At 56.9% G+C, this 17,402-nt stretch carries 10 protein-coding genes and 1 CRISPR repeat array; of the genes, 6 read left to right on the top strand and 4 right to left on the bottom strand.

The window, feature by feature from the left end; all coding sequences use genetic code 11:
- The first annotated feature begins 183 nt into the window (after positions 1–183).
- The gene (locus M9920_13560) at positions 184–1,635 is read left to right on the top strand and encodes a serine protease (protein ID MCO5053315.1); all 1,452 of its coding nucleotides are present in this window, start codon (positions 184–186) and stop codon (positions 1,633–1,635) included.
- Entirely contained in the window at positions 1,632–3,098 is a 1,467-nt protein-coding gene (locus M9920_13555; protein MCO5053314.1) for a hypothetical protein, read from the top strand. Before M9920_13560 ends, M9920_13555 begins: the two co-directional genes overlap by 4 nt.
- A 65-nt stretch (positions 3,099–3,163) precedes the next feature.
- Here M9920_13555 and M9920_13550 read toward each other — a convergent pair whose 3' ends face one another.
- Positions 3,164–4,315, bottom strand: a complete 1,152-nt coding sequence (locus M9920_13550) for a hypothetical protein (protein ID MCO5053313.1) — start codon at positions 4,313–4,315, stop codon at positions 3,164–3,166.
- Positions 4,316–4,784: 469 nt separating this feature from the next.
- Here M9920_13550 and M9920_13545 point away from each other — a divergent pair, with 469 nt between their 5' ends.
- The 3 genes from M9920_13545 to cas2 are packed head-to-tail and all read left to right on the top strand — an operon-like array spanning position 4,785 to position 9,295.
- Complete coding sequence (locus M9920_13545) at positions 4,785–8,021, top strand: hypothetical protein (protein MCO5053312.1); 3,237 nt, start codon at positions 4,785–4,787, stop codon at positions 8,019–8,021.
- Positions 8,022–8,075: 54 nt separating this feature from the next.
- Positions 8,076–8,993 carry a type II CRISPR-associated endonuclease Cas1 gene (gene cas1 / locus M9920_13540; GenBank protein MCO5053311.1) on the top strand — a complete coding sequence of 306 codons (918 nt, stop codon included), beginning with the start codon at positions 8,076–8,078 and terminating at the stop codon, positions 8,991–8,993.
- A complete protein-coding gene (cas2, locus tag M9920_13535) occupies positions 8,960–9,295 on the top strand; it encodes a CRISPR-associated endonuclease Cas2 (protein MCO5053310.1) in 336 nt (111 codons plus the stop codon). The genes cas1 and cas2 overlap by 34 nt, the downstream gene beginning before the upstream one ends.
- A 133-nt stretch (positions 9,296–9,428) precedes the next feature.
- Positions 9,429–11,509: a CRISPR direct-repeat array (repeat unit 36 nt; unit sequence AGTTTGCCGCCCCCGGTTTTGGAATCAAGGCAAAGC).
- A 37-nt stretch (positions 11,510–11,546) separates the two neighbouring features.
- Here cas2 and M9920_13530 read toward each other — a convergent pair.
- The 3 genes from M9920_13530 to M9920_13520 form a co-directional block, all read right to left on the bottom strand.
- On the bottom strand, positions 11,547–13,787 hold the full coding sequence (locus M9920_13530) for a BNR repeat-containing protein (GenBank protein ID MCO5053309.1): 2,241 nt from the start codon (positions 13,785–13,787) through the stop codon (positions 11,547–11,549).
- A 70-nt stretch (positions 13,788–13,857) separates the two neighbouring features.
- Positions 13,858–14,493, bottom strand: a complete 636-nt coding sequence (locus M9920_13525) for a response regulator transcription factor (protein ID MCO5053308.1) — start codon at positions 14,491–14,493, stop codon at positions 13,858–13,860.
- Positions 14,490–16,520, bottom strand: coding sequence for a sensor histidine kinase (locus M9920_13520; GenBank protein ID MCO5053307.1), 2,031 nt, complete (start codon positions 16,518–16,520; stop codon positions 14,490–14,492). Before M9920_13520 ends, M9920_13525 begins: the two co-directional genes overlap by 4 nt.
- A 122-nt stretch (positions 16,521–16,642) precedes the next feature.
- Between M9920_13520 and M9920_13515 the strand changes: the two genes are divergently transcribed.
- Positions 16,643–17,380 (top strand): DUF1559 domain-containing protein, encoded by a 738-nt coding sequence (locus M9920_13515; GenBank protein ID MCO5053306.1) that lies wholly within the window; start codon positions 16,643–16,645, stop codon positions 17,378–17,380.
- Positions 17,381–17,402: the final 22 nt, after the last annotated feature.

Raw genomic sequence — 17,402 nt, 5'->3', positions numbered from 1 at the left:
GCTGGCAGTTTCCGACTGGAGTCGCTTAAACGCAAGATTCCAGACCACTCCTCGGTAATTTCATCACTTGTCGGTAACGCCCACGCCAAACCACCAAATCACCAGCACCACCTCGCGTGCAGCTGCTTCCGCTCCATCCGCTAATGCCTTGACCGCGGGACGGAATGTCCGCACTTTGCGCGCGTGTTGCGGCTAATTTTCATCGCGGCGGTCCTGTGGTTTGGCGTGGCGCGCGTCCCCGCCATCGAACCCGAGCGCTCCGTCGTCCAGATTTATATCTTCATGCAAAAACCGGATTGGACGGCCCCTTGGCGTTACGATCCAGTCCAGAGCGCGAGCGGTTCGGGCTTCGCCATCAAAGGCAAACGCATCATGACCAACGCGCACGTGGTCAGTTGGAGCCGGCAAATCATTGTGCGGAAGTATCAAGATCCCCGGCCCTACCTCGCCAAGGTCGAATTCATCGGTCACGATTGCGATCTGGCCGTGCTCAAGGTGGAAGACGAGAGTTTCTTCGATGAAGTGCCGGCGCTGGATTTTGGCGAACTGCCCGAGGTTCGCTCCACGGTGATCACTTACGGTTATCCGGCGGGCGGACGGGAAATCTCCTACACGCGCGGCGTGGTTTCCCGCATCGAAATGAACATCTACTCGCACATCGGCAACCGCCGATTGTTGAGCGCGCAGACCGACGCGGCCATCAACCCTGGCAACAGTGGCGGCCCGGTGATTCAAGATGAGCGCGTGGTCGGCGTCGCTTTTCAAGGGATTCAAGGTTTGGAGAATACCGGCTTCTTCATTCCACCGCCCATCGTCAATCGCTTCCTCAAGGACATTGAAGACGGAACGTACGACCGGGTGCCCATGGCGGGCGCCAATCTGGTCACGCTTCAAAATCCCGCGTACCGCGCCAAACTGCGGTTGCCGGATAACAACAGCGGCGCGCGGGTGGATGTGATTCGTCCGCAATCGCCCGCGAGCGAAGTGCTGCGGTTCGATGATGTCGTGCTGCGGGTGGACCAATACCCGGTCGCCAACGACGGTACGATTCTGTATCAAGGCAATCGCGTTTCCGGTGCGGTTGCGTTTCAACTCCACCAAAGCGGGGACCGGTTGCCGGTGGAAATCTGGCGCGAGGGCCAGGCGCAAACGGTGAACTTGAAGGTTGAAGCATCCCAGGACGATCAAACCCAGGGCAACCAATTCGACGTGCGCCCGCGTTATTACATTTTCGGCGGACTCGTCTTCACGCCGCTGTCGTTGGATTACCTGCGCGACGCGGATCGCAGCGGCACGCGGAGCGGACTGAGCGATTTGAACTACGAATTGTTCTATCACGCCCGGGAAAATCCGGACACCGCCCTCAAGGAACCGGTGGTGTTAAGCAACATTCTGAATGATCCGGTAAACGCCACCTTCCTGACGCGCGACGCCACCCTGGTCAACCGCATCAATGGAATCGCCATCGAACAACTGGAGGACGTGGTGCGCGCGTTTGAATCCAGCACGCAGACCTACGACGTGATCGAGCTGGGCAAACACGGCACTTTTGAAACGCTGAATCACACCAACGCCGCGCAAGCCAGCGCGCAGATCCTGAAAACCTACGGCGTTCCGCAAGATCGTAACTTATGAAATTTGCTTTGTCGCTCGCGCTGCTGCTACTGCTGCCCGCGCTTGGTCCCGCGGCGGAATCTCGTCGCGGTTGGGAAAAATCCGTGGTGCGGATTGAAGTTTCACGCAACGCCTATGACTATTACCAGCCGTGGATTCGCCGCAGCGAGACCGTGGACAAAACCGGGGTTGTCGTCGGCAAAAACCAAATTCTGACCACGGCGGAAAAGTTGTCGGACCACACGCTGATCCGCGTCCAGGCCGGCGGCCGCGGCGCCTGGGCCAACGCCACAGTGGTCTGGGTGGATTATTACGCGAACCTCGCGGTCCTCACCACGGCGGCGACGGACTTCTGGTCGGGACTGAAACCCGTCACGATTCAAACCAAACCGTCATTCAAAAAGGATGGCCTGCAAATCCTCCGCTGGCGCGAGGGCAAATTGGAATCGCGCCAGGCCGAGTTCACCCAGTTCGCGGTGCGCAAAGGTCAATTGAGCGACATCAATCAAGCGTTCCTCGAAGCCAGTTCGGAGATTCAAGGCGCCGGAGCGGGCGAACCGGTGGTTTCCGGTTCCCGCCTCGTGGGACTCGTGATCGAACAGTCCGGACGCAATTGCAAAATTATTCCCGGCGCTTTTCTCCGCATGATCGTCACCGCTCACGCCGACACGCAGGCGCCGCGGCTCGGGTATTTTCATTTCTATTGGCAACCCGCCGAAAATACCGCCTCCCTCGCCAATCTGAACCTGCCCGGCGCCCCGCGTGGCGTGCTGGTGATTGAAGTCGCGCCGCGTTTGGACGGCCTGCCGAACGTGCTCCAACCCCGGGACATCATTCTTCAAATTGACAAGTTCGAGATTGATATGCAGGGCGACTATCTCGATCCGGATTTCGGTTTGTTGATGTTGGAAAATCTGGCCACGCGCAATCGCTGGGCCGGCGACGACGTCACCATGAAAATCTGGCGCGCGGGTCAGATTCACGAGATTATCTATCGGCTGCCCCGGTACGATTTCACCAACTCGCTGGTGCCCGCCGGAGTGTTTGATCAACCCGCCGACTACCTGATTACGGGCGGACTGGTGTTTCAGCCGCTGACCGTTCCCTACCTGCAACGCTGGGGCAGCGAACGCGCCCGCAACGCGCTCTTCCGGCTCAATTACTATCGCGAAGACGAGGCCACCAAAGATCGGCCTTCGCTGGTGATCCTTTCGCAAGTGCTGCCGGATCGCTTCAACATCGGCTACCAGGAATATCGCGGGCTGGTCGTGGCCAAAATCAACGGGCAGACCGTCAATGATTTAAGCGCGGTTCAGCAGGCGCTTAAAAATCCCGAAGGTGGATTTCACATCATAGATTTTGCGCCCAACGAAACCGTGCAGCGTCTGGTCATCGCCGCCGGCGACAGTGAACGCGCCGCCACCGCCCGCATCCTGGAAAACTTCGGCATCTCCGCGGCGGCGCAGATCACCCCGACGAATTAAAGGCCAGTTGTTGCCACGACGGACCGCTGGGGTGTTCTTCCGCAGTTCTTCGGCAGAATTCCGGATCAGCCGACCGTGACCTTGGTTTGACGACGCTTTTTCCGCTTCGCCTGCAAACTCGCGTAACCTGCCAACACGAACCCCAAAGCCATGTTCAACAGAAACAAGGCGACGGCGATGGCATTGCCCGTCGCGCCCCAACCGCGCCAATCGGCCTGCCCCAACAGATCGCCCAGCAGTCGCAATCCCAACGAGAGGTGTAACGCCACCAGCGGAAGATACGCCGTCCACCGATATTGCACCGGCAATCCCAGCACCGCTGGAAAAATCACCGGCGCATGACCGAAGATCATCGAAAAGACGAATCCGAGAAAAAACGAGTGCAACGTCGCGTCGTAGGTGATGCCGCTGCTTTGAGGCCATTTGAGCGTGATCAAAATTCCCGTCAAAGTGAGCCACGCGTGACCGCTCAACAGGCAGATCGCCATGAACCGCGGCAGACCCGGATGCCGGATCGTGCGCCAGGCCAGATCAAAGCGCAGCAACCAGCCGGCCATCACCAACAAAGCCGCCCCCGTCAGCGCGCCGCCCATCCGGGGCTGAATTCCAACCATGACCAACCCCAGCCCGAGCAGAACCAGGGTGATGACCAGCCACGGTTTGGAAAGTGGCGAAGGTTTTTGAAACCGGGTCAATTCGAGTCGCTCGGCCACGATCACCAGAAGCAGAAACGCCAGCCACCAAAGCACGATCTGTGGAATGGCGTAACCCAAAGCCCACAGCGCATTCCCTACCGTCCACGCCGCCGCACCCACAATCATGACCGAGTTGGACAAGTTCGGTTGGATCTGCACGATACGCAGCGTCACCGCCACGTAAACCAGGCTCCCCGCCGTCAGCAACCAGCGCGGCCAGGGCGACAAAACGCCGAAGGCGATGACTACGCCGCCCGCGCCCGCGCACAGCGGCGCGAGAAAAGTCCAAAGCGCGCGCAGCCCCACGGCCCGCTCCAGACTGATGACCGTGCCGAGGAATCCACAGACCATCAACGCGCCGTGGAAACTGATCCAGTTGGCGTGCTCCACCGGCAGGGGCAATCCCAGCGGCACCCGCAACAAGCCGCCCCAGATGCCCGAAACCAGGCAACTGATGGCCAACAGCAATAGCGCCACCCGTCCCAGACGGCTGCGCGGTTTGATTGTATGAATGGATGCCACTGATCTCCGTGGATTAAATTGGACTACGAAAACCGGGAAACAAGATAAATAGAGTCGTGAAATAAACCGCTGCCAACTCCAATGGCAACCACGACACGCCATCAACCCCGTTTGACTACCGCGATTACCGTCTGAACTCAACCATCCGAATAGCCGAGTGACCGAGCCTTTTTACGGCGTATAAATCTGACTGGCTTCCGCTGGGCAACCAAGAGTAGCTTATGAACTCAAAGCTGATTGTGATATGAACCGCGCGCTGAAAAATTAGTTAAAGAATCAAGAGTTGCTGTTGCCACACAAAACAGCCCGGCACAGAAAATCTACGCCGGGCTGTTTTAAGAAACGCTTTTTGTTACCGGTGTGAACCCGCATGGCGGGCAGATAAACCTGTCAGTTCAGGAAACGGTCTGCGTTATCTAACTTTGTCTTGATTCCAATTAAGACATGGTCAATTTAATTGAATCCAATCATGAACAGCAAGCAAGAATCCAGTCCTGGAGCAACATCCGCCCCGGATTTGCAGATCGCCTTTGACGTGGGCCACAGCTCCATCGGTTGGGCTGTTTTGCAAACGACCAACGGAAAGTCTAGGCGGGACCTTTCTATAAATCTGCTCGGGTGTGGCGCGGTAACATTTCGCGCCGATGATTGTCTGGCCAGTGCGCGACGTGCGTATCGGCGGCAGCGACGACACATCCGTTCCACGCGCCAACGGATCGCGCGGTTGAAGGTGCTATTGGCAAAGCTCGGTGTTTTGACTGAAGCCGAACTCGACAAACCTGGATGTGCCTGGCCATGGCTTCTGGCCGCACGCGTTTTGACAGGCGGAGAGTTGCTTGCTTGGCCAGAGCTATGGGACGTTCTTCGCTGGTACGCGCATAATCGCGGTTACGATGGTAATCGTCGTTGGAGCGCTGTCGAAGCCGAGGCGCAAGCTGAGGATTCCGAAAAGGAGGCGAACGCACGATCACTGATGGGAAAACACAACACGAAAAGCATGGCAGAAACCTTCTGTAAGGAACTGGGTCTTGATCCGAGGGGAACAGCCAAAGCGTCAAGGAAGCGATTCAAAGGTTTGAACGCCGCTTTTCCACGTGAAGTTGTCGAAGCCGAAGTCCGTCAAGTCTTGCGCGCGCATTTTGGCAAGCTACTCAAGGTTGACGCAAACTTTGAACGGGCCCTACTCGGCAAAGTCAATAATGACGAGCTCGCATGGCAAGCCATTCCCTGCCCCGGCTTGAAACTGCCCAAGCGATATAAAGGTGGACTGCTTTTCGGCCAGCTTGTTCCGCGCTTTGACAACCGCATCATTTCCACCTGCCCAATCAGCGGCCAAAAAGTGCCCTCCCGGAATTGCCCGGAGTTCCTTAATTTCCGGTGGGCGATGCAGCTGGCTAATGTGCAGGTCGCCCGTTTTGGCGAACAAAAGTTGTCAGCACTAAAACCAGCGGAGCGTGTGGAGCTTGATAAGAAGATGCGTGCTGTTGGCGGGATGACGGTCAAAGAGTTCACCGAAGCCGTCCGTTCTACAACCGGTGCCATAAGAGACAATCTTGACACGATGTTCATGCACCCGGATGCGAAGGAAGCTTTGCTGCTTGATCCGGTGCAAAAGCTGGTTTGCTCCGATGAGCTTGCACCGTTCTGGACATTACTACCCGAACGCTTACAAAAACGACTTCGCGGCCAATGGCGGTGCGGCAAAGTCTTCACTCTCGAACAAATCCGATCACAGCTGGAGCCTCTTGGCAACGTACACGCATTTGATGCGGAATTGCAAAACCAACTCGACACACGCAACACTAAAACCAAAAAGAAGGACAAACACATTACACTCGAAGAATTGTTAAAACGACCTTTTCCCCCGAAACCACTCAAGCTTGATGGCCGCGCTGCATTTGCGCGAGACCTGCTCAAGCAAGCCTATGAGGAGGTTCTCGCGGGCAAGCACCCCAAGGAAAAAGGTAACTGCCTCTTTCTGAGTGAAGCAATCCGCAAGCAGCAACAAGAGCGGGCGATTGCCGATCAGACCAACAACCACTTGGTCCGCCACCGGCTGCTGATTCTGGAGCGGTTGGTTGGCGATATCGTCAAGGAATACGCCGGCGGTGACCGAGAACGCATTGGCAAAGCCACCATCGAGGTGAATCGAGACTTGCGCGAAATGTCCGGCAAAACAGCCAAGGAGAAGGCGCAGGATTTGGGATTGCGCATCGCAAATCATCATGCCGTATCTGACAAACTGGAAAAGGCGTTCGCCGCAGAGGGCCTCCGCATCCCGATCACCGCCGGCCTTATCCGTAAAGCGCGTGTCGCTGAAGACTTGGGTTGGAGATGCCCGTACACCGGACAACTCTACGAACCCAAGCAACTGGTCAGCCGCTATGTGGACAAAGACCATATCGTCCCGCGCTCCCAACGACCTTCAGATTCACTCGATTCGCTGGTAATAACTTTTGGTGCCATTAATAAATGGAAAGGCAACCGCACGGCTTGGGAGTTTGTCGCACAAGAACAAGGCAAAAGCGTGCCCGATCTGCCCAACCTTTCCATCATGAGTCTGGCGCGCTACAAGCAATTCATCGAAGGTTTGGAAAGCTACAGAGGTCACGGCGACGATAAGAAGCGAAAGAAGCGACGCAAGGAGCTGATGCTGCTCCCCAAATACGTGGAAAAGGAATTCGTTCCGCGAGACCTCACCCAAACTTCACAGTTGGTCCGCCTCGGGGCACAAGTGCTGCGCAAGGTTCTGCCGCATCTGAATCAAAACGATGTGGTCTCCCTCCCTGGCTCAGTCACTGGCGCGGTCCGAAAGGCATGGAAAATTCTCAGCTGTTTAAGCCTCGCCAATCCGCAAGTCCTCGGTGAAGAAGGGAACGTCAAAACCAAAACTGAGATTCGTAATATCACCCACCTGCATCACGCCTTGGATGCTTGTGTGCTGGGATTAACCTCACATTTCATTCCGAACAACGGCCAAGTCTGGCAACTGATCGTAAAGCGCAACCCGAATGAAATGGAGAAAAAGCAACTGACTGCCTTGAGAGTATTTGAATTCAACAAGGATAACCGCTTTGAAATGCGGGACCTTGACGATCGCCTGAAAGAACAACTTCGACAACGGCTCGCTGAAAAACGGGTGGTGCAACATGTGCCAGCTCGCATGGATGGTCTACGTGCAGAACAAAATATTTGGCGCGTTTTGGAGGTCAAAGAAGGACGAGCCATAATCCAACAACGCATCCGCCAAGCAGACGGTTCACGTCCCCTGAAACGCACCGAGGAAAAAGTTGGAAAACTGCTCGGCCTCGAACCCGGAAAACTTTCTGTGAATAAAGGTGTTTTGGTTCTTCCTGATAACTTTGGCATAGCTCTTGAACCACAGCCAACCATCGTTCCCTTCCACAAAGTTTGGATGCGGCTAAAGGCGTTGAGAAAAGCGAACAACGGAAAGATGCCGCGCGTGTTGCGAAATGGGCAAATCATTCAAGTGCCAACTGGTCGCTACAAAGGTATCTGGCGATTGTTCTCCGCAAAGGCCACGCTCACTCTCGACCTCGGAACGCCAGACAAAGTTCGCCTTGAAAGCAAAGGCGACGGCCAGAAGCGGGAAGTGCAAATCAAAACTCTCATCAAAGATGGAATGCTTGTTCGGAAAACTCCGCTCACGGGCATCGCCGCTCACCTCACCGCACCATCATCGTAAAAACCAGCGTTGGTCGGCACGGAATCGGCTTGTTATGGGCAGCAGACAAGTCGCATGTCATACCATATTGTCAGTATTGATAGCGCAAATTGCTCGTTGAGTTGTCGGGACGGGCAATTGACGTGCAAGACTGCCGAGAGTGAGCGCAAATTACCGCTGGAGGATGTGGCATCCATCATTATCACCAGCTTCTCCGCCCAGATTCACAGCCATCTCTTCCTTGAAGCCGCCAAGCATGGGGTAGCACTCATCATCTGTGAGGCCTTCAAACCCGTCAGTCTCGTGCTACCTGCCAACCGCTCCACCGACACACTCCTTTCCAGGGCGTTGCTCTCACTCACCCCGCGGGTTCGTACGCACCTGTGGCAAAAGACCGTGGACGCGAAGTGCCAGAACCAGTTGGCACTGGCGCAACATATTGCACCATGTGACAAATCGCTTGGAAATTTGCGATTGACCGCCTCGGGCGGCAAACCTCACAAGGAAGCGATCTGCGCCAAAATGTTCTGGCAGATTTTCGGCCGGGCACTGGGTGAAGACAATTTCGTTCGCAGTCGTACTCGCGGCGGTTTCAATCATCTGCTGAATTATGGTTATGCGGTACTGCTCTCCACCGTATTGCAAAAGCTCTTTGGAGTTGGTTTGGACCCAACGTTTGGCGTTTCTCATGTTCCTCGAGAGCGTAGCACTCCTTTGGCTTACGATCTCATGGAGCCGTTCCGTCCGTGTGTAGATTGGCGCGTGGTTCAATGGGTGAAACAGCACCCTGAAGTCACCGAGTGGGAAGTCACCAGAGAATTTCGTCAATGGGTTACCAGCTTCCCCTTGGAGCCGGTGGACTATCTGGATTTAACCTTGGAAATTCAAGGCGTCATCGAGGGAGTCATTCGCGGTTTTCGCAGAGCAGTTCTGCAAGGACAACCGCGTTATTACAAACCGTGGACACCGAAAAATACAAAATGGGCTGGTTAATGGTCGCCTTTGATCTCCCGGTGGGCACGAAGCCGCAGCGCAAAGCCGCGACGGACTTTCGCAACTTTTTGATTGATGATGGCTATCAAATGATTCAGTTCAGTGTGTACGTCCGTGCCTGTGTTTCTTTTGCGCGTCAAGAGACGCACTTGGACCGCTTGAAAAAGAACCTACCACCGGAAGGCAGCGTGCGAGCCGTGTTTATCACCCGGGCGCAATGGGAGCGATCCTATGTCATCCATGGCCCCCCTGTCACAGAGTCACCAGTCGAACATTTACCGGAACAGATTCAACTTTGGTAACAAAACGGCACGTCAAACCGATTCCCCCCATTTTCTCAATCAATCCGGACGATATTATACCCACCTCTTGGGTATCGGTTTGACGTGCCGCCAGCAAGCCAAAGAGCGGCAACTCAGTAGTTTACGCCCACTGAGTTTGCCGCCCCCGGTTTTGGAATCAAGGCAAAGCGGATGGCCCGTGCCGACCAGAACGGTGAACAGTTTGCCGCCCCCGGTTTTGGAATCAAGGCAAAGCCGTCGCTGGTTGTGACCGGCTGCTTTCCGTAGTTTGCCGCCCCCGGTTTTGGAATCAAGGCAAAGCGCCGAATCTCGCGTGCCTCTGGCTTCGCGCAGTTTGCCGCCCCCGGTTTTGGAATCAAGGCAAAGCAATTGATCGGCGGCATAAGCAAAGGACGCTAGTTTGCCGCCCCCGGTTTTGGAATCAAGGCAAAGCAATCATTGGCGACACCAACAGCGACCGATTAGTTTGCCGCCCCCGGTTTTGGAATCAAGGCAAAGCCATGCGGGGACATGAAAGCATACCGATCCGAGTTTGCCGCCCCCGGTTTTGGAATCAAGGCAAAGCAGAGTAAATCAGCTTTGGCGGATTTGCTGAAGTTTGCCGCCCCCGGTTTTGGAATCAAGGCAAAGCGGGTTTCTTTATCATTGTCAAGATCGTCAAAGTTTGCCGCCCCCGGTTTTGGAATCAAGGCAAAGCGGGCGGCAATTCATCGTCGCTTTCTTCGGTAGTTTGCCGCCCCCGGTTTTGGAATCAAGGCAAAGCGATCACACGTTTCGTCTGTCGTAAGTTCGAAGTTTGCCGCCCCCGGTTTTGGAATCAAGGCAAAGCCCAAAATATCGGCGGACGTAACGAGCTTGTAGTTTGCCGCCCCCGGTTTTGGAATCAAGGCAAAGCGGAACCTTCCCGGGTGTGACAATAAGGACTAGTTTGCCGCCCCCGGTTTTGGAATCAAGGCAAAGCTTTCGAGTTCGGAAGGCGTCCACATTTTAAAGTTTGCCGCCCCCGGTTTTGGAATCAAGGCAAAGCAACGCCGAGATGCGGTGCGCCTCGCAGGTGAGTTTGCCGCCCCCGGTTTTGGAATCAAGGCAAAGCGCACGGTTCTGGGCGCGGATGCGATGGTTAAGTTTGCCGCCCCCGGTTTTGGAATCAAGGCAAAGCGGAGAACGCATGACGTGGCGCGATTACCGTAGTTTGCCGCCCCCGGTTTTGGAATCAAGGCAAAGCAAGAACGTCCCGCGCTTGCGCCGCCACACGAGTTTGCCGCCCCCGGTTTTGGAATCAAGGCAAAGCAGAAACGGCGCGGCTACCCTCAAGCGATGCAGTTTGCCGCCCCCGGTTTTGGAATCAAGGCAAAGCAATGAAAGCCGCGGATTGCATTCGTGATGCAGTTTGCCGCCCCCGGTTTTGGAATCAAGGCAAAGCAAGGACGACGGGCGGAGCAGCAGCATTGAAGTTTGCCGCCCCCGGTTTTGGAATCAAGGCAAAGCGTATGTTCTGGAATACCTGGAAAGCAAGCGAGTTTGCCGCCCCCGGTTTTGGAATCAAGGCAAAGCTATATCCTCATCCCACAAGAAACCGAACAAAGTTTGCCGCCCCCGGTTTTGGAATCAAGGCAAAGCAAAAGTGGCTGGGCAATCTCGCCCGCCCAAAGTTTGCCGCCCCCGGTTTTGGAATCAAGGCAAAGCTGTAGAATGGCCACATTGCAGTCGAGAAAGAGTTTGCCGCCCCCGGTTTTGGAATCAAGGCAAAGCCCTTATTTCCAACCGCCGGGAGGTCTTCATAGTTTGCCGCCCCCGGTTTTGGAATCAAGGCAAAGCGGGGCGCACGTAGTTGCGTTCGACGGAATCAGTTTGCCGCCCCCGGTTTTGGAATCAAGGCAAAGCCGTCGCGGGCGGCAACGATTCGGTGGCGGAAGTTTGCCGCCCCCGGTTTTGGAATCAAGGCAAAGCTTGCCCTCCGCGCGGTCGAGGTAAAGCCGCAGTTTGCCGCCCCCGGTTTTGGAATCAAGGCAAAGCTTGAGGCGGGAACGCTGGTGAAAGATTACGAGTTTGCCGCCCCCGGTTTTGGAATCAAGGCAAAGCTTATCTTCCACGCGCCCGATGGCGTTCAGCAGTTTGCCGCCCCCGGTTTTGGAATCAAGGCAAAGCAGGAGAAATCCCGATCAACGGGACATGAAAAGTTTGCCGCCCTCGTTTTTGGGATCGAGCGGCAAATTTTTTAGCCCTCAGCACATAGAGAAACGGCGCCGGCTCAGTAGTTCATCAAGGTGGGGGTGGCGATTGGCGCGCTCATGTCGTACGGCAATTGCCAGACGTTCGAGCCGGAGGAATCGCCGAAGTATAAATGCGACGGGGTGAATTGCGTGGGATCGCCATCCGCCCAAAAGGCAAAGAAGGGATCGGTGGCGTTCAACGGGCGGCGCGCGTAGGTGTGGTTGTAGGCGCTGTTCCGGGTGATCTGACGAGTCATGGTCCAGGTTTGACCTTGATCCAGACTCGTCCAAAGCGCCATATCCCCGCCGGTCTGCCACGGCTGCGGCCCTACTTGCGTGGGCGCAATGATCAGCCATTTGTCCGGCTGAATGTAGAGACTGCCCATGTCGTAATTGTGATCCGAAACGCAAACCACCGAGGTGATCCACTCGCTCCCGGTCCAGCGCGCAATGGTCCATTCGCGCGGATCGCCTGCCGGGCCGGGCTGATGGTGCCTGCCCAAAACGTAGAGCAACACCGGATGCCCGTTCGTGTCGAAGTTGAGGTCGCAGGTGTACATCAGCCGTTCCTGAGCGGAGTAGTCAAACACGCGCGCCGGGTTATCGGGCGTCGAGAGCGGCAGAGTCAGCGGGACGCCGGCGGCCGTGGTCCAGGTGACGCCGTAGTTCGTGGTCTGGGCGTAATACAGATCCGTGCGCTTATCCAGATTCCCGTTCGGATGCCGATTGAAAAACGTGGCTACCATGCCGTCCGCACGCACGTTACTAACCTGGTAATGCCCTTCGATGCCCGCGAGTTTCTGATGCGCGCTCCAGTTCGTTCCGTCCGGACTGGTCATCCAATACAACTCGCGACCCTTGGTGTATTTGGTGAACAGCGTGAAGAAACCGTATCCGGGAATGTAGCGCGGTTGCGGATACGTCAGTTCGTCCTGCTTGATGAAATCAAAGTCCGCGATGTCGTAGGGCCGGCGGCTGCGAAAGATCCAACCCGGTCGCGCCCGGGCGCGACCGCTGACGAACACCCAAATGTAGCCTTGCGCATCCAACGCCAGGGAAGCGTTGTCGTGAGGATCGTTCACGCCTTGTTTATCGAGCACCAGCGTCGGACGCGGCACTTTGCCGGTGGCGTGATCGTATTCGGAAACCATGATGAGCAGATGGCGCTGGCCCTGGATCGTGCCGCCGTAGGTGAAGAAGGTTTTGTTCACCGCCGGCGCGTAGATGGCGATGGGAATATGGTTGGCCGTGTAGGTGCCCAAACCGCCGGAGTACTTGTCGCCGTAAGTGGAGAATTGCCCGAGGGTGAACCAGATGCCCCGATAACCATCGGCGAATCCGGGCGCGGGCAGTTTTTTCACGCGAAAGAACTGCGCGTCATTGGTGGCCGTGTGATTGGTGAACCACGCCGCCAGACCGCTGCCGGGAACAATTGCTTCCGGCCACCAGGACGAGTCCGTCATCCCGCTGGCGCTTTCAATGCGATATTCCGCATTGGTTTTGGTGGCAAAGGAAAACCGGAATTCAGCCGCGCCGGCGGTGGCATTTGTCAGATAAAAAAATTCCGGCGGCGGGGTGGCGCCGGCCGCGGTGATGACCAGATTATCCACATCCGCGTACGTGCCGGCCACGCCGCGGATGCCGCCAATCCGCAAGCGTCCGTACGCCGTGCCCAATGGATGTTGATTGCGCCACGGCAGATTCGTGGCCAGCAACGCGCCATCCACTTTAAGCTCCCAGCGCCCGAACTTGGCGCCGCTGAGGTAGCTGGTCAGCTCGATTTGATGCCAGTTCGTATCCAAGTCACGAACCCCCACCCAGGTGGTGCCGTTGTAGTACGCGAGTTGATCATTCACCGTGCCCCAGCCCAACAAACAGGTTTCTCCCCCCGTGTTCGGGAGAAGAAAAACATCCAGTGTGCGCGAAGCCGATACCGAGGCGCGCGCGTCAAATTGAATGGTCAACGCCCCTGCTGACACCGGAGGAAAACTGATGAAGTCGGTGCGATCCTCCCCGGTTTGCAACCGCCGCAATACCTTGCCGTGAGCGTCATTGGTCAATTCAACAATCTGCGCCGGGGCGACCGCCGCCGGCTGCCAGTTTGCACCGCCATCGGTGACCGGTTGCAGATTGCCGACGGGATAAAGCTCGGTATCGTCGAAACCATCCACGTCCACAAGCCCCAGAGTGTCGTTGGTCTGGGCGCGGAGCGCGAGGACTCCGGCCAGCATCAGCCCGCTGAAGATAATCCACCGGCGGGGGTAACGCTTCCACTTCATCGGCGCAGTCTAGGTGGAAAAAACCGCTTAAAACAATGGCTCTTTCGAGCTAACCCGGCCCGAATTCGACTCAATCCAAACGCGCCAGACCGCGTTGCAGCGCAGTGGTGGCGGCTTGAGTCCGGTCGGCTACGCGCAGTTTTTCAAACACCACTTTCAGATGGTTTTTGACGGTATTTTCGGCCAACCCGAGCGTCGCGCCGATCTCCTTGTTGCTGCAACCTTTGACGATCAATTGCAACACTTCCAACTCACGCGGCGAGAGTTTGGGCGCCGCTTGATGTTGCGCCAGTCGGGCCGCAATCGTCGCCGGCAAACGGTAGGTGCCGGCGTAAACCTCGCGAATGGCGCGGAGCAGCGTGTCGCCATCCGCATCCTTCAGAAGAAAACCCGTCGCGCCGGCCTCCAGCGCCCGATAAACGCCCGCATCATTTTCAAACGTCGTCAGCACCACGATGCGTGCTTCAGGCGCGTGTTGGCGAATGGCCGCCGTGGCCGCCGAACCGCTTTGATCCGACATGCGCAAATCCATCAACGTCACGTCCGGACGCACGGATTGGAATTGGGTCAGCGCGGCCATGCCGCCAGACGCTTCGCCCACCACCTCCATATCCGTTTGCACCTCGAGCAGACTGCGCAATCCGATCCGCACCACCAAATGGTCGTCCACAATCAAGACCCGGATTTTATTCCGCGCGGCAGTCATAATGGCACGTTCACGCGAACGGTCGTCCCCTGCCCCGGCGTTGACTGTAATTCCACTTGCGCATCCATCTGACCGGCCCGTTCCCGAATGCCTCGCCAGCCAAAGTGTCCATCGGCTCTATTTTCCAATTTCCTCGGATCAAAACCCTGACCATCGTCAATGACGGTCAGCCGCAACCAAGCGGACGCCACTTCCAGGGATAATTGGATGTGCCGGGGGTGCCCGTGATGCACGGCGTTGACCAGACTCTCCTGGGCGATCCGTAAAAGATTGGTTTCCACCAGTTCCGAAAGTTTGCCGTCGGGAGTTTGCAAATCGCAACGAATTTCAATTCCCGTGCCGCGCGTGCTTTGTTCCGCCAGTTCCGCCAGCGCGGTGGCGAGCGAGGCGGCATCCAACTCGCGCGGTCGCAAGTTCAGCAACGAGCGACGAAAATCTTCCTGTCCATGCCGCACCATCTTCTGCGCCGTTTCCAACTGTTGCCGGGCCACTACCGCCTCGGCGGGCAGCCGCGTTTGCAGGGCTTCCAACTGAAATCCCAGTCCGGAAAAGCTTTGGGCCAGCGTATCGTGCATCTCGCGCGCCACGCGATGACGCTCTTCCAGCACCGCCTCGCGCTGCACCTTCGCGCGAATGATTTGCGCCTGGTCCGCAACGCGCCGCCGCAACAGAACCACCCAGCCGAAGGCGAGCAACGCCAATCCAAACAGGGCGCCCGCGATGATCGCGAGCCGCCGCACCGTCCAACCGGAAGGCTCGGACAACACGTTGATATCCGCCCCGGAACGCAGCAGCAGTTCAATCGAACGCGGCGAGGCCCCAAAACCCGATCCCCCCGGATTAACCTCAACCACGCGGCACACTCCGGCCACCTGGAGTTCACTGCCATTTCGCAAATGAACCTCGGTGCGCGGCAGTCGGGCGGAAAAAATCACGTCCGCAATCCGCAACATGAGCGTGGTTTCCTTTGGGTTCAGCAAAGTCTCCACCAAGTACGCTTGCAACACGATCAGGTTGGCGTCGTTGTTATCCGTCAGCGCCTGAGTCAGCGACATGGTTTGCGGCGGCGGTGGCGGACCGGAGCCCACGACACGAAAGCGCGCATCTTCCAGATAAGCGCTGAACCGCCCCATCGCCGCGAAGCCAACCGCCTCGACCTCATCGCCTGGTTTCAGGGGATCGAGCTGATCCGTCTCGACAAGTAAACCAAACTGGCCGTCGCGCAAAAACAAAACCCCATCCGGCTGGTGCAACGTAACGATACCTCGCACCCGCACTCGCTGTTGCGTCAGGCCTTCCGGTCGAAAATTCAGCAATTCCGAAGCGGACAACAAAGGCGCGGCGAAAGGGTCCGCCACGGGCGGCGTCTCCACCCGCACATCGGCGGGTTGATTCACGAGAAGTTGCGGAGCCAAAAGCTGGCGGCGGTTATTGATGTTACCACCGGCCAGTCCCGTCACCCGCACTTTGGCGCCGACCCACGGCGGCAGATTCGTCGCCCCATGACTCGCGATCTGGACTTCCAATCTCTGCCGGCCCATCGTCAGATTCATAACCCAACGGTCCGTTTCAAGACTGTGCCGCAACGAATGGACGATGCCTCGTACTGCCACTCGTTCGTAGTGATACCGGGAGAACACCAAATCGTCGTAATCCACTTCCATCGGCGCCGGCAATTCCCGTTTGCCCAACTGGCGAACTTGCGGTGTACCCACGCCGGTTAAAAAGCGCCCGGGATACGTCACGCCCTCCACTTCCACATAATCGCCGATGGCGAGAACGGTTTGCGCGTTGGGATAACTGAGGAACGAGCCACCGGTGGCATCCTGAATAAACACCGAATTGGGATTAAACGCGGTGACGATAGCCGACAACCGTACGGGCAATTGTTGGGTCGCTTGTGAAAACGGCACGGCGCGCAGTTGCGCCAGGTTCGTGATGAGCGGGGCCGCGATCAATCCGAGCGGCGCCCCAAGCGCCAACCACCCGAACCCCCAACCAACGCCGCTTTGCCATCTGCGCGTCATGAACCCTTTGAGCATATTCAGATTCGGCGGTCGAGCACTAGCTCGAAAGAGCTATGGACGCCGACCAAACCCGACCGATAAGGTTCCGTGAAAACTGACACCCAACAATGTTGAAGGCCGACATGAATCAAACGCGGATTTCCAGGCGACTCGTCCGCAGTGCGCGCCCGTCATGGAAACTGGCCTTCACCTTGATCGAACTGTTGGTGGTGATCGCCATCATCGCCATTCTGGCGGCCATGCTCCTGCCCGCACTCGCCAAAGCGAAGGAACGCGCGCGGCGGATCAGTTGCCTCAGCAATCTGCATCAGATCGGGTTGGGACTGCACATGTACGCACCGGACAATACCGATCATCTGCCCACCATCTTTCGCACCGCTTCAATTTTTACCACCTACTGGCTGCGCTCCGGCGGCGCCTACAAGAACCTCGGTTTGCTTTACGTCGGAGATTACGCCAAAAGCCCGAAGGTTTATTACTGCGTTTCCGGCAGCTTGCGCCGTGATGAAGTGCTGGCCCTGGATGCTCCTGGTAACGCCTGGACCAACGCCAGCGTGCGCTCGTCCTTCCCCTGCCGTCCCGCCTTTGAAAATAATGCGCTGCTGACCGAATGGAAGCTGGCGAATTACACGACCAACGTGATTTACAGCGACTTTATCGGCGTCCAGAACTATCAAGGCGGCGGCATTGATGCGGGCTATATTTATCCCGTTCACAACGGCGAGGGCTACAACCGGTTGTTTGGCGACGGGTCCGGTCGCTGGGCGCGGCCCGGTCCGCTGACTCAAAAAATTTCCGCCGCGGTGCCCAGTCCCGTGCAAATGATCAACTACTATCGCGAACTCGACATTCTACCATAAAATCAAAACCAACAGACGCAGC

It is taken from the genome of Verrucomicrobiia bacterium, assembly GCA_023953615.1.
GTDB lineage: Bacteria > Verrucomicrobiota > Verrucomicrobiia > Limisphaerales > JADLHS01 > JADLHS01.
The sequence above is the reverse complement of the archived record's forward strand: the minus strand, read 5'-3'. Positions and strand labels throughout refer to the sequence as shown.